The organism is Pseudomonas sp. S09G 359 (genome assembly GCF_002843605.1).
GTDB lineage: Bacteria > Pseudomonadota > Gammaproteobacteria > Pseudomonadales > Pseudomonadaceae > Aquipseudomonas.
Genome location: NZ_CP025263.1, coordinates 2001029 through 2021559, shown reverse-complemented (window position 1 = coordinate 2021559; position 20531 = coordinate 2001029). Strand labels below are relative to the sequence as shown.

The 20531-nt window shown below is 58.8% G+C and carries 16 protein-coding genes; 2 read left to right on the top strand and 14 right to left on the bottom strand.

The window, feature by feature from the left end:
- Positions 1-71: 71 nt before the first annotated feature.
- From brnQ to sdhC, 10 genes are all read right to left on the bottom strand, one after another.
- Positions 72-1385: a branched-chain amino acid transport system II carrier protein gene (brnQ, locus tag CXQ82_RS09240; RefSeq protein ID WP_101268136.1), complete on the bottom strand. Its 1314-nt coding sequence runs from the start codon at positions 1383-1385 to the stop codon at positions 72-74.
- A gap of 394 nt (positions 1386-1779) precedes the next feature.
- The gene (gene sucD, locus CXQ82_RS09235) at positions 1780-2661 is read right to left on the bottom strand and encodes a succinate--CoA ligase subunit alpha (protein WP_010166265.1); all 882 of its coding nucleotides are present in this window, start codon (positions 2659-2661) and stop codon (positions 1780-1782) included.
- Entirely contained in the window at positions 2661-3827 is a 1167-nt protein-coding gene (gene sucC / locus CXQ82_RS09230) for an ADP-forming succinate--CoA ligase subunit beta (RefSeq protein ID WP_003210567.1), read from the bottom strand. The genes sucD and sucC overlap by 1 nt, the downstream gene beginning before the upstream one ends.
- A gap of 204 nt (positions 3828-4031) precedes the next feature.
- On the bottom strand, positions 4032-5468 hold the full coding sequence (lpdA, locus tag CXQ82_RS09225; protein WP_101268133.1) for a dihydrolipoyl dehydrogenase: 1437 nt from the start codon (positions 5466-5468) through the stop codon (positions 4032-4034).
- 98 nt (positions 5469-5566) lie between these two features.
- The gene (gene odhB, locus CXQ82_RS09220; protein WP_101268131.1) at positions 5567-6796 is read right to left on the bottom strand and encodes a 2-oxoglutarate dehydrogenase complex dihydrolipoyllysine-residue succinyltransferase; all 1230 of its coding nucleotides are present in this window, start codon (positions 6794-6796) and stop codon (positions 5567-5569) included.
- A 44-nt stretch (positions 6797-6840) separates the two neighbouring features.
- On the bottom strand, positions 6841-9672 hold the full coding sequence (locus CXQ82_RS09215; protein WP_101268129.1) for a 2-oxoglutarate dehydrogenase E1 component: 2832 nt from the start codon (positions 9670-9672) through the stop codon (positions 6841-6843).
- A 262-nt stretch (positions 9673-9934) separates the two neighbouring features.
- A complete protein-coding gene (locus tag CXQ82_RS09210; RefSeq protein WP_003172807.1) occupies positions 9935-10639 on the bottom strand; it encodes a succinate dehydrogenase iron-sulfur subunit in 705 nt (234 codons plus the stop codon).
- An 11-nt stretch (positions 10640-10650) separates the two neighbouring features.
- Positions 10651-12423, bottom strand: a complete 1773-nt coding sequence (gene sdhA, locus CXQ82_RS09205; RefSeq protein ID WP_101268126.1) for a succinate dehydrogenase flavoprotein subunit — start codon at positions 12421-12423, stop codon at positions 10651-10653.
- A 3-nt stretch (positions 12424-12426) separates the two neighbouring features.
- A complete protein-coding gene (gene sdhD, locus CXQ82_RS09200; RefSeq protein ID WP_003172805.1) occupies positions 12427-12795 on the bottom strand; it encodes a succinate dehydrogenase, hydrophobic membrane anchor protein in 369 nt (122 codons plus the stop codon).
- On the bottom strand, positions 12789-13163 hold the full coding sequence (gene sdhC / locus CXQ82_RS09195; protein ID WP_101268124.1) for a succinate dehydrogenase, cytochrome b556 subunit: 375 nt from the start codon (positions 13161-13163) through the stop codon (positions 12789-12791). Before sdhC ends, sdhD begins: the two co-directional genes overlap by 7 nt.
- Before the next feature lie 364 nt (positions 13164-13527).
- Here sdhC and gltA point away from each other — a divergent pair, with 364 nt between their 5' ends.
- Positions 13528-14817: a citrate synthase gene (gene gltA / locus CXQ82_RS09190; protein ID WP_003210575.1), complete on the top strand. Its 1290-nt coding sequence runs from the start codon at positions 13528-13530 to the stop codon at positions 14815-14817.
- Between the two features lie 243 nt (positions 14818-15060).
- Here the strand turns inward: gltA and CXQ82_RS09185 are convergent, their stop codons facing one another.
- The 3 genes from CXQ82_RS09185 to CXQ82_RS09175 form a co-directional block, all read right to left on the bottom strand.
- Positions 15061-16719 carry a cation acetate symporter gene (locus tag CXQ82_RS09185; protein WP_101268122.1) on the bottom strand — a complete coding sequence of 553 codons (1659 nt, stop codon included), beginning with the start codon at positions 16717-16719 and terminating at the stop codon, positions 15061-15063.
- Complete coding sequence (locus tag CXQ82_RS09180) at positions 16716-17027, bottom strand: DUF485 domain-containing protein (protein WP_003190001.1); 312 nt, start codon at positions 17025-17027, stop codon at positions 16716-16718. The genes CXQ82_RS09185 and CXQ82_RS09180 overlap by 4 nt, the downstream gene beginning before the upstream one ends.
- Positions 17028-17224: 197 nt before the next feature.
- A complete protein-coding gene (locus CXQ82_RS09175; RefSeq protein WP_101268120.1) occupies positions 17225-18076 on the bottom strand; it encodes a glycine betaine ABC transporter substrate-binding protein in 852 nt (283 codons plus the stop codon).
- A gap of 332 nt (positions 18077-18408) precedes the next feature.
- Between CXQ82_RS09175 and CXQ82_RS09170 the strand changes: the two genes are divergently transcribed.
- On the top strand, positions 18409-19962 hold the full coding sequence (locus tag CXQ82_RS09170) for a glycosyl hydrolase family 17 protein (protein ID WP_101268117.1): 1554 nt from the start codon (positions 18409-18411) through the stop codon (positions 19960-19962).
- 35 nt (positions 19963-19997) lie between these two features.
- On the opposite strand, the gene CXQ82_RS09165 is transcribed toward CXQ82_RS09170, so the two are convergent.
- The gene (locus CXQ82_RS09165; RefSeq protein WP_101268115.1) at positions 19998-20366 is read right to left on the bottom strand and encodes a hypothetical protein; all 369 of its coding nucleotides are present in this window, start codon (positions 20364-20366) and stop codon (positions 19998-20000) included.
- Positions 20367-20531: the final 165 nt, after the last annotated feature.

Here is a 20531-nt window from a genome sequence, read left to right as displayed (position 1 = left end):
AGCCCCATAAGCATAAAAAATGCCCCGTATCTATTGATACGGGGCATTTCAGTACTGCGCGAAACCGTTGGTTACGCGATCGCTTCGCTGCGTTTGCCGAGCATCCGGTCAACCACCACCGCCACAACCAGCGTCATCACCGACGGTACCAGCCACGCCAGGCCCTGCTCGCTCAACGGCAGATGCGCCAACTGCGACGGCATCCAATCGGCCAGGCCGGCACCCTTGAGCGCATCGATGCAGCCAAAGACGAACGACACCAACATCACCGGGCCGACAATACGGCCCTGTTCCTGCCAGAAGTCTTTGCAGAAGCTCAACGCCACCAGCACGATGCACGGCGGGTAGATCGCGGTCAGTACCGGGATCGAGAAGGCAATCAGCTTGGTCAGGCCCAGGTTGGACACGAACAGCGAGAACAGCGCCAGGATCACTACCAGGGTCTTGTAGGACAGCGGCAGGATTTTGCTGAAGTACTCGGCGCACGCGCAGGTGAGGCCAACCGCGGTCACCAGGCAAGCCAGGGAAATCAGCACCGCGAGGAAGCCGCTGCCCAGGGAGCCGAACGTGTGTTGTACATACGCGTGCAATACCGCAGCGCCGTTGGCGGCACCGGCGGCGACTTCATGGCTGCCCGCCCCCAGGCGGAACAGGCTGACATACACCAGCGCCAGGCCCACGCCGGCAATCAGCCCGGCAATGATCGCGTAGCGGGTGATCAGCTTGGGCGACTCGACGCCACGGGAGCGGATGGCATTGACGATCACGATGCCAAACACCAGCGCACCGAGGGTATCCATGGTCAGGTAACCATTGATAAAGCCCTGGGAGAACGGCGCAGCCACGTATTCCGGGGTAGCGACACCCACCTCACCAGCCGGCAACGCAAACGCGGCAATACCGAGGATGGCCAGCGCGATGATCTTCAGCGGCGCGAGGAAACGCCCCACAGTGTCCAGCAGGCGCCCCGGGTACAGGGACACGAAGAACACCACCAGGAAATACACCGAGCTGTAGAGGAACAGCGCCAGCGGGCTTTCGCCGGTCAGCGGCGCCAGGCCGACTTCGAACGATACAGTTGCGGTACGCGGGGTGGCGAACAGCGGGCCTACCGCCAGATACGCCGCCGCCGCGAGCAGACCACCGGCGATCTTGCCGATCGGGCTGCTCAATGCGTCCATACCGCCGCCGACCTTGGCCAGGGCGATCACGGTGACCACCGGCAAACCGACTGCAGTGATCAGGAAGCCCAGCGCTGCCATCCAGACGTGAGGCCCGGACTGCAAACCAACGATAGGCGGGAAGATGATGTTGCCGGCGCCCACGAACAGGGCAAAGGTCATAAAGCCCAACGCCAGGATATCCTGGCTTTTCAACACTTTCATTTGAGGAAATACCACACTACTGAATCGGAATTTAGAGAGGGATTCCCTATGGATGAGGGAAATACTGCCGGCCCTTATGGAGGCCGACGGGTCTAGCGCGCGGCTTCCTTTTGGGATGCGGACGCATAAAGAGGCGGGTAGATTACAGAATTAGGCTGACAAACGCACTGTTGCGGGGCGTACTGTCCGATAAGCGACATCAGAATGTCGCGTTTTCGTACTTAATCTGGCAATAGATTCAAATGTGGGAGGGGGCTTGCCCCCGATAGCAGTGGGTCAGTTATAGCGTTATCAACTGACACTCCCCCATCGGGGGCAAGCCCCCTCCCACAGAACGCACAAAGGCCACCCGAAGGTGGCCTTTGCTTGGTAAAGCGTCAGCTAAGCGCGAAGCTTACTTGACAGCCCAACCGGTCAGCTCGGACAAAGCCTTGCCGATGTCTGCCAGCGAACGCACGGTTTTAACGCCTGCGTCTTCCAGGGCAGCAAACTTCTCGTCTGCAGTACCCTTGCCACCAGAGATGATTGCGCCAGCATGGCCCATGCGCTTGCCCGCAGGGGCAGTCACACCAGCGATGTAGGAAACAACCGGCTTGGTCACGTGTGCCTTGATGTAGGCAGCCGCTTCTTCTTCAGCCGAACCGCCGATCTCACCGATCATTACGATCGCTTCGGTCTTCGGGTCTTCCTGGAACAGCTTCAGGATGTCGATGAAGTTGGAGCCTGGGATCGGGTCACCGCCGATGCCGACGCAAGTCGACTGACCGAAACCGGCGTCAGTAGTCTGCTTCACAGCTTCGTAGGTCAGGGTGCCGGAACGCGAAACGATACCGACTTTACCTGGCAAGTGAATGTGACCTGGCATGATGCCGATCTTGCATTCGCCTGGGGTGATCACGCCTGGGCAGTTAGGGCCGATCAGGGTAACACCCAGCTCGTCGCACTTAACTTTAGCGTCCAGCATGTCCAGGGTAGGAATGCCTTCGGTGATGCAAACGATCAGCTTGATGCCGCCGAATGCTGCTTCCAGGATCGAGTCCTTGCAGAAAGGAGCTGGAACGTAGATCACGCTGGCGGTGGCGCCAGTGGCAGCTACAGCGTCTTTCACGGTGTTGAACACTGGCAGACCCAGGTGCTCGGTGCCGCCTTTGCCTGGAGTTACGCCGCCAACCATCTTGGTGCCGTATTCGATGGCTTGCTGGGTGTGGAAACTACCTTGCGAACCGGTAATACCCTGGCAGATAACTTTGGTGTCTTTATTGATCAGGACGCTCATTATTTGCCCTCCGCAGCTTTGACAACTTGTTGAGCAGCGTCGGTCAGGCTGGTAGCCGCGATGATGTTCAAACCGCTTTCTGCCAGTACTTTAGCGCCCAGTTCAGCGTTGTTACCTTCGAGGCGAACAACAACCGGGATTTTAACGCCAACTTCTTTCACTGCACCGATGATGCCTTCGGCAATCATGTCGCAACGAACGATGCCGCCGAAGATGTTGACCAGTACTGCAGCGACGTTGGAGTCGGACAGGATGATCTTGAAGGCTTCGGTAACGCGTTCTTTGGTAGCACCACCGCCCACGTCGAGGAAGTTGGCTGGTTTGCCGCCATGCAGGTTGACGATGTCCATGGTACCCATGGCCAGGCCAGCACCGTTGACCATGCAACCGATGTTACCTTCCAGGGCTACGTAGTTCAGTTCGAACTTGGCAGCGTGCGCTTCGCGCGGATCGTCTTGCGACGGATCGTGGAAAGTCTTCAGCTTAGGCTGACGGTACATGGCGTTGGCGTCGATGTTGATCTTGGCGTCGAGGCAGTGCAGATCGCCGTCAGCCTTGATCACCAGCGGGTTCACTTCCAGCAGGGCCAGATCGTGATCCTGGAACAGTTTGGCCAGACCTACGAAGATCTTGGCGAACTGGGCAACTTGCTTGCCTTCCAGGCCCAGCTGGAAAGCCAGCTCGCGACCCTGGAATGGCTGAGCGCCAACCAGTGGATCGATAGTGGCTTTCAGAATTTTTTCTGGGGTTTCTTCGGCGATCTTCTCAATGTCCACGCCACCTTCGGTGGAGGCCATGAACACGATGCGACGGCTCGAACGGTCAACGACAGCGCCCAGGTACAGCTCTTTAGCGATATCAGTGCACGATTCAACCAGGATCTTGGTGACTGGCTGGCCATTGGCATCAGTCTGGTAAGTCACCAGACGCTTGCCCAGCCACTGCTGTGCGAAGGCCTTGGCGTCTTCTTTGCTGCGAACCAGCTTAACGCCGCCCGCTTTACCGCGACCACCAGCGTGGACCTGGGCTTTGACAACCCACTCGGTGCCACCGATTTTGTCGCAAGCTTCTGCTGCTGCTTCCGGGGTGTCTACTGCGTAGCCCTTGGAAACTGGCAGGCCGTATTCAGCGAACAGCTGCTTACCCTGATACTCGTGAAGATTCATGCTTTTTACCGTCTTCGTTAGGTACTGCGCATTCGGCGCTGCGCTCATTATGAGTGCCGCGCCACCTGTGACTGCTGCTTGCGCAACTTGCGGGGCTTAAGGCCCGTAAAGCTGCGCAAGGCTGCGTCCAGCGGATATTCCGCGGTGAGTCTTGCGCGCAAGGCTCACGACGGGCAACTCCGCCGTGGTTTCTTATTATCTCGCTTAGCGCTTCTTGCGGTTGGCGATGTGGATGGCGCCGCCATTCACTGCCAACGCTGCTTCGTGCAACGCTTCGGACAGGGTCGGATGGGAGAAGACCATCATGCCCAGGTCCTCGGCACTGGTGCCGAATTCCATACCGATTGCGCCCTGCTGAACCAGTTCTGCAGCGCTCGGGCCGATCACGTGGACGCCCAATACGCGGTCAGTCTTGGCATCAGCGATCACTTTGACAAAACCACCGGTGTCGTTGGCTGCCATGGCACGGCCAGAAGCAGCAAACGGGAAGGTGCCGACGTTAACTTCAACGCCTTCAGCTTTCAACTGCTGTTCGTTCTTGCCGACCCATGCAATTTCCGGGTGGGTGTAGATAACCGATGGGATCAGGTCGTAGTTCATCTGGGTTTTGTGGCCCTTGATGCGCTCCACAACCATGATGCCTTCTTCGGAAGCCTTGTGCGCCAGCATCATGCCGCGAACCACGTCGCCGATGGCGTAGACGCCAGGCACGGTGGTAGCGCAGTGATCGTCAACGTGGATGAAGCCACGCTCGTCGATGTTCACGCCGCTGTCAGAAGCCAGCAGGTCGGTGGTCACTGGACGGCGACCCACGGCTACGATCAGCTTGTCGAAAGTGATGGTCTGCTCGCCGTCTTTATCGGTGTAGGTCACAACGACTTCTTCGCCGTTGACCTTGGAACCGGTAACGCGTGCGCCCAGCTTGATGTCCAGACCTTGTTTGGTCAGGGTTTTCAGCGCTTCTTTGGACACCGCGGTGTCGGCAGCCAGCAGGAACGTGTCCAGGGCTTCCAGCACAGTCACTTCAGAACCCAGGCGGGACCATACCGAACCCAGCTCCAGGCCGATCACGCCAGCGCCGATCACGCCCAGACGCTTAGGAACCGATTGGAATTCCAGGGCGCCGGTCGAATCAACGATCACGTTCTGGTCAACGGGTGCAGGCGGAATGTCGATTGGACGCGAGCCTGGTGCCAGGATCACGTTTTCGGCTTCGATGACTTCAACCGAGCCGTCTGGCTTGGTGATTTCAACTTTCTTGCCGGCCAGCAGCTTGCCGTGGCCTTGCAGGGAAGTAACGCCGTTGGCCTTGAACAAGGTGGCAACGCCGGAAGTCAGGCCTTTAACGATGTTGGCTTTACGGCCGACCATTGCTGGTACGTCCATGGTCACGCCAGCATGGTTGATGCCGTGGATCGCGAAGCCGTCTTGGGCTTCGTGGAATTTCCAGGAGCTGTCCAGCAGCGCCTTGGAAGGAATGCAACCAACGTTCAGGCAAGTACCGCCCAATGCCAGTTTGCCTTCCTTGTCGGTGTATTTTTCGATGCAAGCAGTCGAGAGGCCCAGTTGTGCGGCCTTGATCGCGGCAACGTAACCGCCAGGACCTGCACCAATCACTACAACGTCAAATTTCTGCGACATGAAAATAGTTCCTCTATTTAGCAGCAAGCTTTCAAGCCGCAAGCCCTGAACCAGACTGCCTTATGGGCAGCCTGTCACAGAGCCTGCAGCTGCTTCTATCAGATATCCAGCAGCAGACGAGCCGGGTCTTCCAGCAGGTTCTTGATGGTCACCAGGAAAGTCACGGCTTCTTTACCATCGATCAGGCGGTGATCGTACGACAGCGCCAAGTACATCATCGGGCGGATCACGACTTGGCCATTGATGGCCATCGGACGCTGGATGATGTTGTGCATGCCCAGGATCGCAGCTTGCGGTGGGTTGACGATCGGCGTCGACATCATCGAACCGAAGGTACCACCGTTAGTGATGGTGAAGGTACCGCCGGTCATCTCGTCGATGGTCAGCTTGCCGTCACGGGCTTTCTTACCGAAGCCGGCGATGCCGCCTTCGATTTCAGCCAGGCTCATCAGCTCGGCGTTACGCAGAACCGGAACCACCAGGCCACGGTCGCTGGACACGGCAACGCCGACGTCTGCATAGCCATGGTAAACGATGTCGCCGCCGTCGATGGAAGCGTTAACTGCCGGGAAGCGTTTCAGCGCTTCGGTGGCCGCTTTCACGAAGAACGACATGAAGCCCAGGCGCACGCCGTTGTGGGACTTCTCGAACAGATCCTTGTACTTCGAACGCAGGGCCATGACTTCGGTCATGTCGACTTCGTTGAAAGTGGTCAGCATCGCCATGTTCGACTGAGCTTCAACCAGACGCTTGGCCACGGTGGCACGTACGCGGGTCATCGGTACGCGCTTCTCGGTGCGGTCGCCAGCGGCGAACACAGGCGCAGCGGCAGCCGGGGCAGCAGCCTTGGCAGGTGCGGCAGCTGGAGCGTTTTTCTTGGCTTCAACAGCAGCAACCACGTCTTCCTTGGTCACACGGCCGTCTTTGCCGGTGCCTTTGATGGAAGCCAGGTTGATGCCGTTTTCTTCCGCCAGCTGACGTGCAGCCGGTGCAGCGATTGGATCTTCAGCACCGGCAGCCGGAGCGGCAGCGGCAGGTGCGGCAGCCGGAGCAGCAGCAGCAGCGGCGGCTGGAGCAGCGGCAGCAGCGCCGCCTGCTTCGATCGAGCCCAGTACCTGGTTCGACAGGACGGTAGCGCCCTCTTCGGCAACGATTGCGCCCAGTACGCCGTCAGCTTCGGCCAACACTTCCAGAACGACTTTGTCGGTCTCGATGTCGACGATCAGGTCGTCACGCTTTACGGCGTCGCCTGGTTTCTTGTGCCAGGTGGCAACGGTGCCATCGGCAACCGATTCCGGGAATGACGGGGCTTTGATTTCGATAGCCATTATCTGTGGGTCCTTAAAATTCGGTTTCAGTCAGCGCGAAGGCGTTAAACAGTGAAAGCATCTTGCAGCAGTTTTTCCTGCTGCTCGGCGTGCATCGACGCATAACCACACGCAGGTGCAGCAGAAGCATCACGACCGGCGTACTCAAGACCCAGGGCCTTGTTATGGTTGCCGATGCTGCGACGCAAATGATGCTGGCTGCTGTACCAAGCGCCCTGGTTCATCGGTTCTTCCTGACACCACACCACATTGGTGAGGTTGGTATAAGGCGCGATGGCCTCCATCAGGTCGTCTTCCGGGAACGGGTAAAGCTGCTCGATACGCACGATAGCGATGTCTTCGCGGCCTTCGGCACGGCGTTTTTCCAGCAAGTCGTAGTAGACCTTGCCGCTGCACAGGACCAGGCGCGTGACTTTGGCGGCGTCCAGCGTGTCGATTTCCGGAATCACGGTCTGGAACGAACCGTCGGCCAGATCTTCCAGGGTCGAGATGGCCAATTTATGACGCAACAGCGATTTCGGGGTCAGCACTACCAGCGGCTTGCGCAGCGGGCGGATCACCTGGCGACGCAGCAAGTGGTAGATCTGGGCCGGGGTAGTCGGCACGCACACCTGGATGTTGTGCTCGGCGCACAGCTGCAGGTAACGCTCCAGACGGGCCGAGGAGTGCTCCGGACCCTGACCTTCATAACCGTGCGGCAGCAACATGGTCAGACCGCACAGACGGCCCCACTTGTGCTCGCCGCTGGTGATGAACTGGTCGATAACCACCTGGGCACCGTTGGCGAAGTCGCCGAACTGGGCTTCCCAGATCACCAGCGCGTTAGGCGTGGTGGTGGAGTAGCCGTATTCGAACGCCAGTACGGCTTCTTCGGACAGGAACGAATCGTACAGGTCGAAACGTGGCTGGCCTTCGTACAGGTTCTGCAACGGGATGTAGGTACCCGCGTCTTTCTGGTTGTGCAGCACAGCATGACGGTGCGAGAACGTACCACGGCCGATGTCCTGGCCGGTCATGCGGATCGGGTGACCTTCGAACGCCAGGGTCGCGTACGCCATGGTTTCGGCGTAACCCCAGTTGATCGGCAGGCCGCCGGCTTGCATCTTCTGACGGTCTTCGTAGATCTTCGCAACCTGACGCTGCACCACGAAGCCTTCTGGAATTTCCAGCAGCTTGGCAGACAGTTCCTGCAGGGTTTTCAGATCGAACGAAGTGTCGTGACGTGCAGTCCAGGCGTGACCCAGGTACGGGCGCCAGTCCACGAACAACTCTTTGTTCGGCTCTTTAACCAGGCTTTTCACTACGTGCAGACCGTTGTCCAGCGCGTTGCGGTATTCATCGATCTTCGCCTGAACACGCGCATCATCCAGCACGCCGGCCTTGGTCAGGCTTTCGGCGTACAGCTCACGGGTAGTGCGCTGCTTGGTGATCTGCTGGTACATCAACGGCTGGGTGCCGCTCGGTTCGTCGGCTTCGTTGTGACCGCGACGGCGGTAGCAAACCAGGTCGATCACCACGTCACGCTTGAACTGCATGCGGTAGTCGATGGCCAACTGGGTCACGAACAACACGGCTTCCGGATCATCACCATTCACATGGAGGATCGGCGCCTGGATCATCTTGGCAACGTCGGTCGCGTACTCGGTAGAGCGCGCATCCAGCGGGTTGCTGATGGTGAAGCCCACTTGGTTGTTGATGACGATGTGAACGGTACCGCCGGTCTTGAAGCCGCGAGTCTGCGACATCTGGAACGTTTCCAGGACCACGCCTTGACCGGCGAACGCCGCGTCACCGTGGATGGAAATCGGCAGAACCTTCTCACCGGTGGTGTCGTTACGACGATCCTGGCGAGCACGTACCGAACCCTCGACCACTGGAGAAACGATTTCCAGGTGGGATGGGTTGAAGGCCATGGCCAGGTGAACTTCACCGCCGGTGGTCATCACGTTGGACGAGAAGCCCTGGTGGTATTTAACGTCACCGGAACCCAGCTCGACCTTCTTCTTGCCTTCGAACTCGTCGAACAGCTCGCGCGGGTTCTTGCCGAAGGTGTTGACCAACACGTTCAGGCGACCACGGTGAGCCATGCCGATCACGATTTCCTTGGTACCGTAGGAACCGGAACGCTGGATCAGCTCGTCGAGCATCGGAATCAGGCTTTCGCCGCCTTCCAGGCCGAAACGCTTGGTGCCCGGGTATTTGGTACCCAGGTATTTTTCCAGGCCTTCAGCTGCGGTCACGCGCTCGAGCAGGTGGCTGCGTACATCCGCGGACAGCACCGGACGGCCGCGCACGCCTTCCAGGCGATGCTGGAACCAGTGGCGTTGCTCGGAATCAGTGATGTGCGTGAACTCAGCGCCAATGGTGCGGCAATATGTCTGCTGCAACGCTTCGTGAATTTCGCGTAGGCTCGCTTCCTCTTTGCCGATGAACAGGTCGCCGGCACGGAAGGTCGTATCAAGATCGGCATTGGTCAAGCCGTAATGATTGATCGACAGGTCAGCAGGTGCAGGACGCTGCCAGAGCCCCAGCGGGTCAAGCTGGGCCGCCTGGTGGCCACGCATCCGGTAGGCCTGGATCAGTCGCAATACTTCAACTTGCTTCTTCTCGTGCTCGCTGCTCACGCTACCGGCGGAAACCGGCTGGGCGCGGCGCTGGTTCTTTGCCAGCAGCACAAACTGATCGCGAATTGTTGCGTGCGATACATCGGTGGCAGCGTTGCCGTCTGAAGACAACGTCTGAAATTTGGTGCGCCATTCTTCTGGCACAGCGTTAGGGTCGTGCAGGTAGAGCTCATAAAGCTCTTCCACATAGGCAGCGTTACCACCTGAAAGATAGCCGCTGTTCCACATGCGCTGCATCACGCTTTCTTGCATGCTTGGTCACCCTCGATTTGGGGACACCACCGGCGAAAACACCGAGTTTGCTTGCAAAAGGCCAAGTGCAGCGACCAAAACAAGCCACTTAGGATCACGCTGATAGTTCGGGTACCAACCCGAATGCCCCTGCTTGTCTCATTTCTTCAAAATAAGAGCCGCGGCTTTGTAAGTCGCTGCTCAAGTTAAAACTACGGCGCCGGTTGAAGCCTGCGCCGCAGCATTTACGGGCACAACGGTCCTGCTTTTACTACAACGTCAGTTACACGCCGCTTTGCAGCAGCATGTTACGGATGTGACCAATGGCCTTAGTCGGGTTCAGGCCTTTGGGACATACGTTGACGCAGTTCATGATCCCGCGGCAGCGGAATACGCTGAACGGGTCATCCAGTGAAGCCAGACGCTCGGACGTCTTGGTGTCACGGCTGTCTGCCAGGAAGCGGTACGCTTGCAGCAGAGCAGCTGGACCCAGGAACTTGTCCGGGTTCCACCAGAAGGACGGGCACGAGGTCGAGCAGCAAGCGCACAGGATGCACTCGTACAGACCGTCGAGCTTTTCACGCTCTTCAGGGGACTGCAGACGCTCGATGGCCGGAGCCGGCGTGTCGTTCTGCAGGAACGGCTTAACTTTCTCGTATTGCTTGTAGAAGATGCTCATATCGACGACCAGGTCACGGATAACCGGCAAACCTGGCAGAGGACGAACGATCAGCTTGTTACCTTTAACCACGGCGGACAGCGGCGTGATGCACGCCAGGCCGTTTTTGCCGTTGATGTTCATGCCGTCGGAGCCACAAACACCCTCACGGCAAGAGCGACGATACGAGAAACCTTCGTCCTGCTCTTTGATCAGTGCCAATACATCCAGCACCATCAAGTCTTTACCACCGGTATCGACCTGGAATTCCTGCATGAACGGCGCAGCGTCCTGATCAGGGTTGTAGCGGTAAACACTGACTTTCAACATGGCAGCCACCCTTAGTAAGTCCGAATCTTCGGTTCAAACGTCGGAACCGTCTTCGGCGAGAAGTTCACGGCACGCTTGGTTACGCGCTTGTCACCCGGGAAGTACAGGGTGTGGCACAACCAGTTTTCGTCGTCGCGATCTTCAAAGTCTTCACGGGCGTGTGCACCACGGGATTCTTTACGAACCTCGGCGGCGATTGCAGTCGCTTCAGCCACTTCCAGCAGGTTTTGCAGTTCCAGAGCTTCGATACGCGCAGTGTTGAACGCCTGCGACTTATCGTTGATCTTGACGTTGGCGATGCGCGTACGCAGGTCGGCCAACTGGGCAATACCTTTCTGCATGTATTCGCCGGTACGGAATACACCGAAGTAGTTCTGCATGCAGCTTTGCAGCTCGCGACGCAGGGTTGCCACGTCTTCGCCATCGGTGCGCTCGTTCAGAGCGTTCAGACGCGCCAGGGCGGCTTCGATGTTGGCGTCGGTGGCGTCATCGTATTCGATGCCGTCAGTCAGCGCTTTTTCCAGGTGCAGGCCGGCAGCACGGCCGAATACCACCAGGTCGAGCAGCGAGTTGCCGCCCAGGCGGTTGGCACCGTGTACCGATACGCAGGCCACTTCGCCTACCGCGAACAGGCCGTGGATGATTTCGTCCACGCCTTCAGCGTTCTGGGTGATCGCCTGGCCATGAATGTTGGTCGGCACGCCGCCCATCATATAGTGGCAAGTCGGCACGACCGGAACCGGAGCAACCACCGGGTCAACGTGAGCAAAGGTCTTGGACAGCTCGCAGATACCAGGCAAGCGGCTGTGCAGCACTTCTTCACCGAGGTGATCGAGCTTCAGCAGTACGTGGTCGCCATTCGGACCACAGCCGTTGCCGGCGATGATTTCTTTAACCATCGAACGGGCAACAACGTCACGACCAGCCAGGTCTTTCGCGTTCGGAGCATAACGCTCCATGAAACGCTCGCCGTGCTTGTTGATCAGGTATCCACCTTCACCACGGCAACCTTCGGTAACCAGTACACCGGCACCGGCGATACCGGTCGGGTGGAACTGCCACATTTCGATGTCTTGCACCGGCACGCCAGCACGCAGAGCCATGCCAACGCCGTCGCCGGTGTTGATCAGGGCGTTGGTGGTGGAGGCGTAGATACGGCCTGCACCGCCCGTCGCCAGCACGGTAGCCTTGGCGCGGATGTAGGTGGTTTCACCGGTTTCGATGCAGATGGCGATCACACCGACGAACTCGCCTTGCGAGTTTTTCACCAGATCGACAGCGTAGTACTCGTTCAGGAACGTAGTACCGGCTTTCAGGTTGCCCTGATAAAGGGTGTGCAGCAGTGCGTGACCGGTACGGTCGGACGCCGCGCAGGTACGGGCAGCCTGGCCGCCTTTACCGTAATCCTTCGACTGGCCGCCGAATGGACGCTGGTAGATACGACCTTGTTCGGTACGGGAGAACGGCAGACCCATGTGGTCCAGCTCGAACACCGCAGCCGGGCCTTCCTGACACATGTATTCGATAGCGTCCTGGTCACCGATGTAGTCGGAACCCTTGACGGTATCGTACATGTGCCAGCGCCAGTCATCGTTCGGGTCGGCGGAGGCGATGGCGCAGGTGATGCCACCTTGGGCCGATACGGTGTGGGAACGCGTCGGGAACACCTTGGTGATCACGGCAGTCTTGTGACCGCCCTGAGCCAGCTGCAGCGCTGCGCGCATGCCAGCACCGCCGCCACCAATAATGATGGCGTCGAATGAAATAGTTGGAATGTTAGCCATGAATCAGATACCCCAAAGAATCTGCACACCCCAGACGAAGTACGCGAACATTGCAACGCCGCAGACTGCCTGGAAGAGGAAACGGACTGCGGTCGCGGACTTGCCCAGCGCCATCGGCGTCAGGTAGTCGGTCGCGATGGTCCACATGCCGACCCAGGCGTGAGCGCCCAGGGCTACAAGGGCCAGCAGACTGAAGATTCGCATCGCATTGTGGGAAAACAGGCCGTGCCATTGCTCATAGCCGATGCCCGGGTTTGCGACGAGGTATCCGATCAGGAAAATGAAATAAGCCGCGAGAACGACCGCAGACACACGCTGTGCCATCCAGTCATAGAGGCCCGAACGCGAAAGGTTCGTAACGCTGGTTACCATATCCAAACTCCTGCCAGAACGATCAGCACCACGGAAATGGCGATGATGATTTTCGAGCCACGGCGGCCGCCTTCCAGCGTCTCACCGATGCCCATGTCCATGATCAAGTGGCGCACACCGGCTACCAGGTGATACAGAAGAGAGGACAGGAGGCCCCATGCTACGAACTTGGCCAGCGGACTGGTCAAGCATGCCTTCACCTCGGCGTAACCTTCCTCGGAACCCAGGGATTTGCTCAATGCATAAAGCATGATGCCCAAGCCCAGGAACAGGATGATGCCGGAAACACGGTGCAGGAACGACGTAACGCCGGTGATGGGGAGTTTGATGGTCCTTAGGTCTAGGTTTACAGGTCGTTGGCTATTCACGGCTTTTTTTCACACTGAAGAGCCCCTAACAATCAGGGCAAAGTTGTTGGGGAGTGCACTGGTCAGGTAAGCACCACCCAGGGAGTGCGACCCCCAATGAAAGCAAGCCCAAAAGCCCTTGGCGGTCGGTGGCCGAGTATAGACAGTTAGGTTACTAATGACAACGCGCGCTCCTCACCCTAATAGCTGATTGCGCTGGCGGGATAAAAGGCGTAAATGGCAGTCAATTTCGAGGAAAAAGTACGGTTAAAGCCTTCTGGCGCAAGACTTTAGGCAAATTGACATCTGGATTTATATCAATATAGTGGTGCGGGCCCTGCGTGGGGGGTCTGTCTGATGATTTGAAGCATAAATAGGAGGCCACATGGCTGACAAAAAAGCGCAGTTGATCATCGAGGGCGCAGCCCCCGTCGAGCTGCCCATTTTAACCGGCACCGTTGGTCCCGATGTTATCGACGTACGGGGCCTGACGGCCACGGGCCGTTTCACATTCGACCCAGGCTTCATGTCGACCGCCTCTTGCGAGTCGAAGATCACCTATATCGATGGTGACAATGGCATTCTGCTGCACCGCGGCTACCCGATCGAGCAACTCGCCGAACAGTCGGACTACCTGGAAACCTGCTACCTGCTGCTAAATGGCGAATTGCCAACAGCCGAGCAAAAGGCCCAGTTCGTCAGCACCGTGAAGAACCACACCATGGTTCACGAGCAGTTGAAGACCTTCTTCAACGGTTTCCGTCGCGACGCCCACCCGATGGCCGTCATGTGCGGTGTGGTCGGCGCCCTGTCGGCCTTCTATCACGACTCCCTCGACATCAATAACCCGCAGCATCGCGAAATCTCCGCGATCCGCCTGGTTGCCAAGATGCCGACCCTGGCCGCAATGGTTTACAAGTACTCCATGGGCCAACCCATGATGTACCCGCGCAACGACCTGACGTACGCGGAAAACTTCCTGCACATGATGTTCAACACCCCGTGCGAGATCAAACCGATCAGCCCGGTGCTGGCCGCTGCGATGGACAAGATTTTCATCCTGCACGCCGACCACGAACAGAACGCGTCGACTTCTACCGTACGCCTGGCAGGCTCTTCGGGTGCCAACCCGTTCGCCTGTATCGCCGCCGGTATCGCCGCACTGTGGGGCCCTGCCCACGGCGGTGCGAACGAAGCCGTATTGACCATGCTGGATGAAATCGGCGATGTCTCGAACATCGACAAGTTCATCGCCAAGGCCAAGGACAAGAACGATCCGTTCAAGTTGATGGGCTTCGGTCACCGGGTCTACAAGAACCGCGACCCACGTGCCACCGTGATGAAGAAAACCTGCGACGAAGTGTTGAAGGAACTGGGCATCAAGAACGATCCGCAACTCGAACTGGCCATGCGCCTGGAAGAGATCGCCCTGACCGACCCGTACTTCATCGAACGCTCGCTGTACCCGAACGTCGACTTCTACTCGGGGATCATCCTCAAGGCGATCGGCATTCCAACCAGCATGTTCACCGTGATCTTCGCCCTGGCGCGGACCGTGGGCTGGATCTCCCACTGGAAAGAAATGCTCTCCAGCCCGTACAAGATTGGCCGCCCGCGCCAGCTGTACACCGGCTACGAGTCGCGTGACATCACCAAGCTGGAAGATCGCAAGTAAGCAATCAGCTTAGTTGTACTGAGAACGGCCTCCCTTAGTGGAGGCCGTTTTTGTTTGTGGGGCCTGGTGTACCGCCATCGGGGGCAAGCCCCCTCCCACATTGAATCGCATTCCAAAGGTTGTACTCGGTTAACTGTGGGAGGGGGCTTGCCCCCGATGGCATTAGCCCAAACACCACAAAACTCCAGGCAAAAAAAATACCCCGGCCTTACGACCGGGGCATTCCTTGTTCAGCAACAACCCTTAGTGGTTAACCGCCCCACTCGCCCCTAGGCCAGTCTGCGAACGCACAAACTGCGGGAAGTACAGCGCACGCTCTTTCTCTGCCGCCGCCGACTTGTCGGTGATGGAGAAGAACCAGATACCGACGAACGCAATGATCATCGAGAACAGCGCCGGGTATTCGTACGGGAAGATGGCTTTCTCATGGTGCAGGATCGACACCCAGATGGTCGGGCCGAGAACCATCAGGCCCACGGCACTGATCAAGCCCAACCAGCCGCCAATCATGGCGCCACGGGTGGTGAGGTTTTTCCAGTACATGGAAAGCAGCAACACCGGGAAGTTACAGCTGGCGGCAATGGAGAACGCCAGGCCAACCATGAACGCGATGTTCTGGCTTTCGAACAGGATACCCAGGCCGATCGCCAATACACCCAAGGCCACGGTGGTGATCTTCGACACGCGAATCTCATCTTTCTCGTTGGCCTTGCCTTTCTTGATCACGCTGGCGTACAGGTCATGGGACACCGCCGAAGCACCCGCCAGGGTCAAGCCGGCAACCACTGCCAGGATGGTGGCGAACGCCACGGCCGAGATGAAGCCCAGGAAGATACTGCCGCCCACCGCGTTGGCCAGGTGCACCGCCGCCATGTTGTTACCACCCAGCAGAGCGCCTGCAGCATCCTTGAACGCCGGGTTGGTGCTGACCAGCAGGATCGCGCCGAAGCCGATGATAAAGGTCAGGATATAGAAGTAGCCGATGAAGCCGGTGGCATACAGCACGCTCTTACGCGCTTCCTTGGCGTCGCTTACGGTGAAGAAGCGCATCAGGATGTGCGGCAGGCCGGCGGTACCGAACATCAGTGCCAGGCCAAGGGAGAATGCCGAGATCGGGTCTTTCACCAGGCCGCCGGGGCTCATGATCGCTTCACCTTTAGGGTGAACCTTGATCGCCTCGGAGAACAGCATGTTGAAGTCGAAGTTGACGTGCTTCATTACCATCAGCGCCATGAACGAAGCACCGGACAGCAACAGCACCGCCTTGATGATCTGTACCCAGGTGGTCGCCAGCATGCCGCCGAACAGCACATACATGCACATCAGGATGCCCACCAGGATCACCGCAACGTGGTAGTCCAGGCCGAACAGCAGTTGGATCAGCTTGCCCGCACCGACCATCTGCGCGATCAGGTAGAACGCTACCACCACCAGCGAGCCACACGCCGACAGGCTGCGGATCTGGGTTTGCCCGAGGCGATAGGACGCCACGTCGGCAAAGGTGTACTTGCCCAGGTTACGCAGGCGCTCGGCGATCAGGAACAGAATGATCGGCCAGCCCACCAGGAAGCCGATCGAGTAGATCAGGCCGTCGTAGCCGGAGGTGAACACCAGCGCGGAAATCCCCAGGAATGACGCCGCCGACATGTAGTCGCCGGCAATTGCCAGGCCGTTCTGGAAACCGGTGATCTTGCCGCCAGCCGCGTAGTAGTCGGCCGCCGATTTATTGCGCTTGGACGCCCAGTAGGTAATGCACAGGGTGGCACCGACGAACGCGACGAACATCACGATGGCGGAGACGTTGAGGGGTTGTTTGTGCACTTCGCCGGTCAATGCGTCCGCCGCCCAAAGGGCAGGAGCAAAGAGCGAAGCGCCGAATAGGGCCAGTAGACGCCGGATCATTGCGCAGCCTCCTTGAGAATCGCATTGTTCAGGTCGTCAAACTCGCCATTGGCCCGGCGCACGTAGATGCCGGTCAGGATAAAGGCCGACACAATCAGCCCGACGCCCAGGGGAATGCCCCAGGTAATCGACGAACCGGGGCTGATCTTGGCCCCCAGCACTTGTGGCCCGTAGGCGATCAACAGGATGAAAGCGGAGTAAAGCCCTAGCATGATTGCCGAGAGAATCCAGGCGAATCGTTCCCTTTTTCTCACCAGCTCCTTGAAACGCGGGCTGTTTTGAATCGAGAGGTAAATGCTGTCGTTCATTGTTTTTATCCTCGCAGCACAGCTTTTTATTATTTTGGAACATATCCACTGTATTCGGCTGCGGGACAGGTTCCAGACGACCTTAGTCTTAGATCGAGTGTAGCGAGGGTTTGTGGGGGCGCAGAAACATTTGCAGGGGGGGGAGAAATCAATGTGGGAGGGGCTTGCCCCCTCCCACAGGGATATATCAGGGGATATTACTTACCAGTCCACTCAGCGACACGCTCAGGGTGCTTGGCGACCCAATCCTTGGCCGCTGCATCAGGCTTGGCGCCCTCTTGGATGGCCAGCATGACTTCGCCGATTTCATCCTTGGAGGCCCACTGGAATTTCTTCAGGAACGCCACGACTTCCGGCGCTTTCTTCTCCAGGCCCTTGCTGCCGATGCTGTTGACGGTTTCCGCAGCACCGTAAATCCCTTTTGGATCGTCGAGGAAACGCAGTTTCCACTTGGCGAACATCCAATGTGGCACCCAACCGGTGACCGCAATGGATTCCTGCTTGTCTTCGGCGCGGGTCAACTCGGCGATCATCGCGGCGCCCGAGCTGGCTTGCAGCTTGTAATCGAGGCCGTACTGCTTGATGGCTTCGTCGGTCTTGAGCATCACGCCTGAACCGGCGTCGATGCCGACGATCTTGTTCTTGAAGGTGGTATCGGTCTTGAGGTCTTCGATGGACTTGGCCTTGACGTACTCCGGCACGATCAGACCGATCTTCGCATCCTTGAAGTTGGGGCCGTAGTCGACCACTTTGTCCTTGTTCTTGGCCCAGTATTCACCGTGGGTCACGGGCAGCCAGGCGGACAGCATGGCGTCGAGCTTGCCGGTGGCCACGCCCTGCCACATGATCCCGGTGGCAACCGCTTGCAGTTTCACGTCATAACCGAGCTTTTGCTTGATCACCTCTGCCGCCACGTGAGTGGTGGCAACGCTGTCGGACCAACCGTCCACATAGCCGATGCTCAGGGTTTTGCTGTCGGCGCTGGCCAGTGTGGAGCTCATCGCAACTACCAGAGTGGCAGCTGCGCCCAAGAGTCGTCGCATCTTCATCGTACTTCCCCGAAAGTGCTGCGCCCGGCGGATGCCGAGCGACGTCAACCTGTTGTTATGTGGTGCACCGCGCCCCCTTCACGCGCATCGATCCGGTGGCGTCGACATCAGTGGAGTGCTGACACTTCGATAATCAACCTGCCTGCGCCATCGACCTGCTCTGTCAGCGACCTCATACAAGCAAGAAACGACATCACATCGCCAGTAGGTCGTTTTGTAGGACTTGGCCGCACGATCCCGCCCGAACTTTGCATGTCAAAATTATGCAGCCCCACTGGGACGGGACAAATCCGGGTAAGATGCGCGCCTTTGCTCCCCCAGATAATCCGACCATGCCCGCGAATGCCCGCTTCCCTGCCCTGCCCTATTTTTTCGCCGTGATTCTTGGCCTGCTGGCCCTCACCGGCTACTGGTACGGCCTCGGCCGACCGGTGGTGCTGCCGGACGTCGCCAGCGCCAGCCACAAGCTGCAATGCGCCTCCTACACCCCGTTCGATAAAGACCAATCGCCCTTCGACCAGCCGTTCACGCTGCGCCCCGAGCGCATGGACGCCGACCTGGCGCTGCTGGCCACGCGTTTTGAATGTATCCGCACATACTCGATGACCGGGCTGGAGGCCTTGCCGGGCATCGCCCGCAAGCATGGCTTAAAGCTGATGGCCGGCGCCTGGGTGAGCAGTGACCCGGTGGCCACCGAAAAAGAAATCGACGAATTGATCGCGGCGGCCAACGCCAACCCCGATGTGGTGACCTCGGTGATCGTCGGCAACGAAGCCCTGCTGCGCAAGGAAGTCACCGCCGCGCAACTGGTAAAACTGATCCACAAGGTCAAGAGCCAGATAGAGCAGCCGGTCACGTACGCCGACGTCTGGGAGTTCTGGCTGCAACATCCGGAAATCGCGCCGGCGGTGGATTTCCTGACCATCCACCTGCTGCCCTATTGGGAGGATGACCCGTCGGGCATCGACCAGGCCCTCAAGCACGTGGGCGATGTGCGCCAGACCTTCGGCCACAAATTCGCCCCCAAAGACGTGCTGATCGGCGAAACCGGCTGGCCCAGCGAAGGCCGCCAGCGCGAAACCGCGGTGCCGAGCCGGGTCAACGAGGCCAAGTTCATGCGCGGCTTCGTGGCCATGGCCGAGGCCAATGGCTGGCACTACAACCTGATCGAAGCCTTTGACCAGCCGTGGAAACGCGCCAGCGAAGGTGCGGTCGGCGGGTACTGGGGCCTGTTCGATGCGGATCGCCAGGACAAGGGCATCCTCGCCGGCCCGGTGACCAACGTGCCGTACTGGCCGCTGTGGCTGGGCGTGGGCGGGCTCATCCTGCTGGGTACGCTGGTGATTGGCGGCCGTGTTCGCAGCACTCGTGGCGCAATTGCGTTGCCATTGCTTGGCGCCGTCGCCGCCGGCTCCATCGGTACCTGGGCGGAGCTGACCCGCGTGACCGCACGCTTCAATGACGAATGGGTATGGGCCGCGCTACTGGTGGTGCTGAACCTGCTGGTGCTGGCTCACGCAGCCCTGGCCCTGAGCGCCCGAGATGGCTGGCGCGAGCGCGCCTTCAATTGGCTGGAGCAACGTGCAGGCTGGCTGGTGGCAATCGCCGGGTTTGCGGGGGCCGTAATGATGCTGGCGTTGGTGTTTGACCCGCGCTATCGCAGTTTTCCGAGTGCAGCGCTGGTGCTGCCGGCGTTGGTTTACCTGGTGCGCCCGGTGACCGGGCCGCGTCGGGAGATTGCGTTGCTGGCTTTCATTATCGGTGCCGGGATTGCGCCGCAGTTGTACCGTGAGGGGTTATTGAACCAGCAGGCTTGGGGCTGGGCGGTAGTAAGTCTGTTGATGGTTGCAGCCTTGTGGCGTTGCTTGCGGGTGCGCAAGGCCTAACACCGCCATCGGGGGCTTGCTCCCGATTGGCCCTATCAGGCAACCCGGGGCTTCCTGACCAACCGCAACCCCGCAATCACCACCGCAAACACCGCAAACGTGGTGTTGTACAACGCCAACGCCGGCAACCCGAACACCATCCCCAGCACTGCCAAGCCCCAGCCCGCGCGGCCGGGTACAAAAAATGCCAGCACCGCCGTCACCAGCGCCGCCCAACCCAACACTTTAAAGTGGATCATCAACCCCAGGTTCGAACGCACCTGGCATTCCCAGCGGCTGGCCTCATCGGCACACAGGCCGACCCAGCGGCCATCCTCCATAAAACCGTAACGCGCGCCATAACTGGCAACCAGCCATAACGGCAGGGCAATAAGCAGCAAAATCAATGGCAAGCGACGGGACATGGGGCACTCCGATAGGCAAAAACGGCGCTCAGCTTAATGCCCCGGCGGCCGTTAGCAAGGTGCATATACACAATTAGTGTTCACCAAAGCGTGGCAAAGTGTATCGTCTGGCTACTATTACCCCGATTCCGACGTTATTTTCCGAATTTTCGTGCCGAAGGCTGG

What these genes read in the sequence shown, in the direction of transcription:
- lpdA (WP_101268133.1), bottom strand. Translation starts at nt 5,468, where the DNA reads ATGTCGCAGAAATTTGACGTTGTAGTGATTGGTGCAGGTCCTGGCGGT.
- CXQ82_RS09175 (WP_101268120.1), bottom strand. Translation starts at nt 18,076, where the DNA reads ATGAAGATGCGACGACTCTTGGGCGCAGCTGCCACTCTGGTAGTTGCG.
- CXQ82_RS09215 (WP_101268129.1), bottom strand. Translation starts at nt 9,672, where the DNA reads ATGCAAGAAAGCGTGATGCAGCGCATGTGGAACAGCGGCTATCTTTCA.
- CXQ82_RS09170 (WP_101268117.1), top strand. Translation starts at nt 18,409, where the DNA reads ATGCCCGCGAATGCCCGCTTCCCTGCCCTGCCCTATTTTTTCGCCGTG.
- brnQ (WP_101268136.1), bottom strand. Translation starts at nt 1,385, where the DNA reads ATGAAAGTGTTGAAAAGCCAGGATATCCTGGCGTTGGGCTTTATGACC.
- odhB (WP_101268131.1), bottom strand. Translation starts at nt 6,796, where the DNA reads ATGGCTATCGAAATCAAAGCCCCGTCATTCCCGGAATCGGTTGCCGAT.
- sdhA (WP_101268126.1), bottom strand. Translation starts at nt 12,423, where the DNA reads ATGGCTAACATTCCAACTATTTCATTCGACGCCATCATTATTGGTGGC.
- CXQ82_RS09185 (WP_101268122.1), bottom strand. Translation starts at nt 16,719, where the DNA reads ATGATCCGGCGTCTACTGGCCCTATTCGGCGCTTCGCTCTTTGCTCCT.
- gltA (WP_003210575.1), top strand. Translation starts at nt 13,528, where the DNA reads ATGGCTGACAAAAAAGCGCAGTTGATCATCGAGGGCGCAGCCCCCGTC.
- sucD (WP_010166265.1), bottom strand. Translation starts at nt 2,661, where the DNA reads ATGAGCGTCCTGATCAATAAAGACACCAAAGTTATCTGCCAGGGTATT.
- CXQ82_RS09165 (WP_101268115.1), bottom strand. Translation starts at nt 20,366, where the DNA reads ATGTCCCGTCGCTTGCCATTGATTTTGCTGCTTATTGCCCTGCCGTTA.
- sucC (WP_003210567.1), bottom strand. Translation starts at nt 3,827, where the DNA reads ATGAATCTTCACGAGTATCAGGGTAAGCAGCTGTTCGCTGAATACGGC.
- CXQ82_RS09210 (WP_003172807.1), bottom strand. Translation starts at nt 10,639, where the DNA reads ATGTTGAAAGTCAGTGTTTACCGCTACAACCCTGATCAGGACGCTGCG.
- CXQ82_RS09180 (WP_003190001.1), bottom strand. Translation starts at nt 17,027, where the DNA reads ATGAACGACAGCATTTACCTCTCGATTCAAAACAGCCCGCGTTTCAAG.
- sdhD (WP_003172805.1), bottom strand. Translation starts at nt 12,795, where the DNA reads ATGGTAACCAGCGTTACGAACCTTTCGCGTTCGGGCCTCTATGACTGG.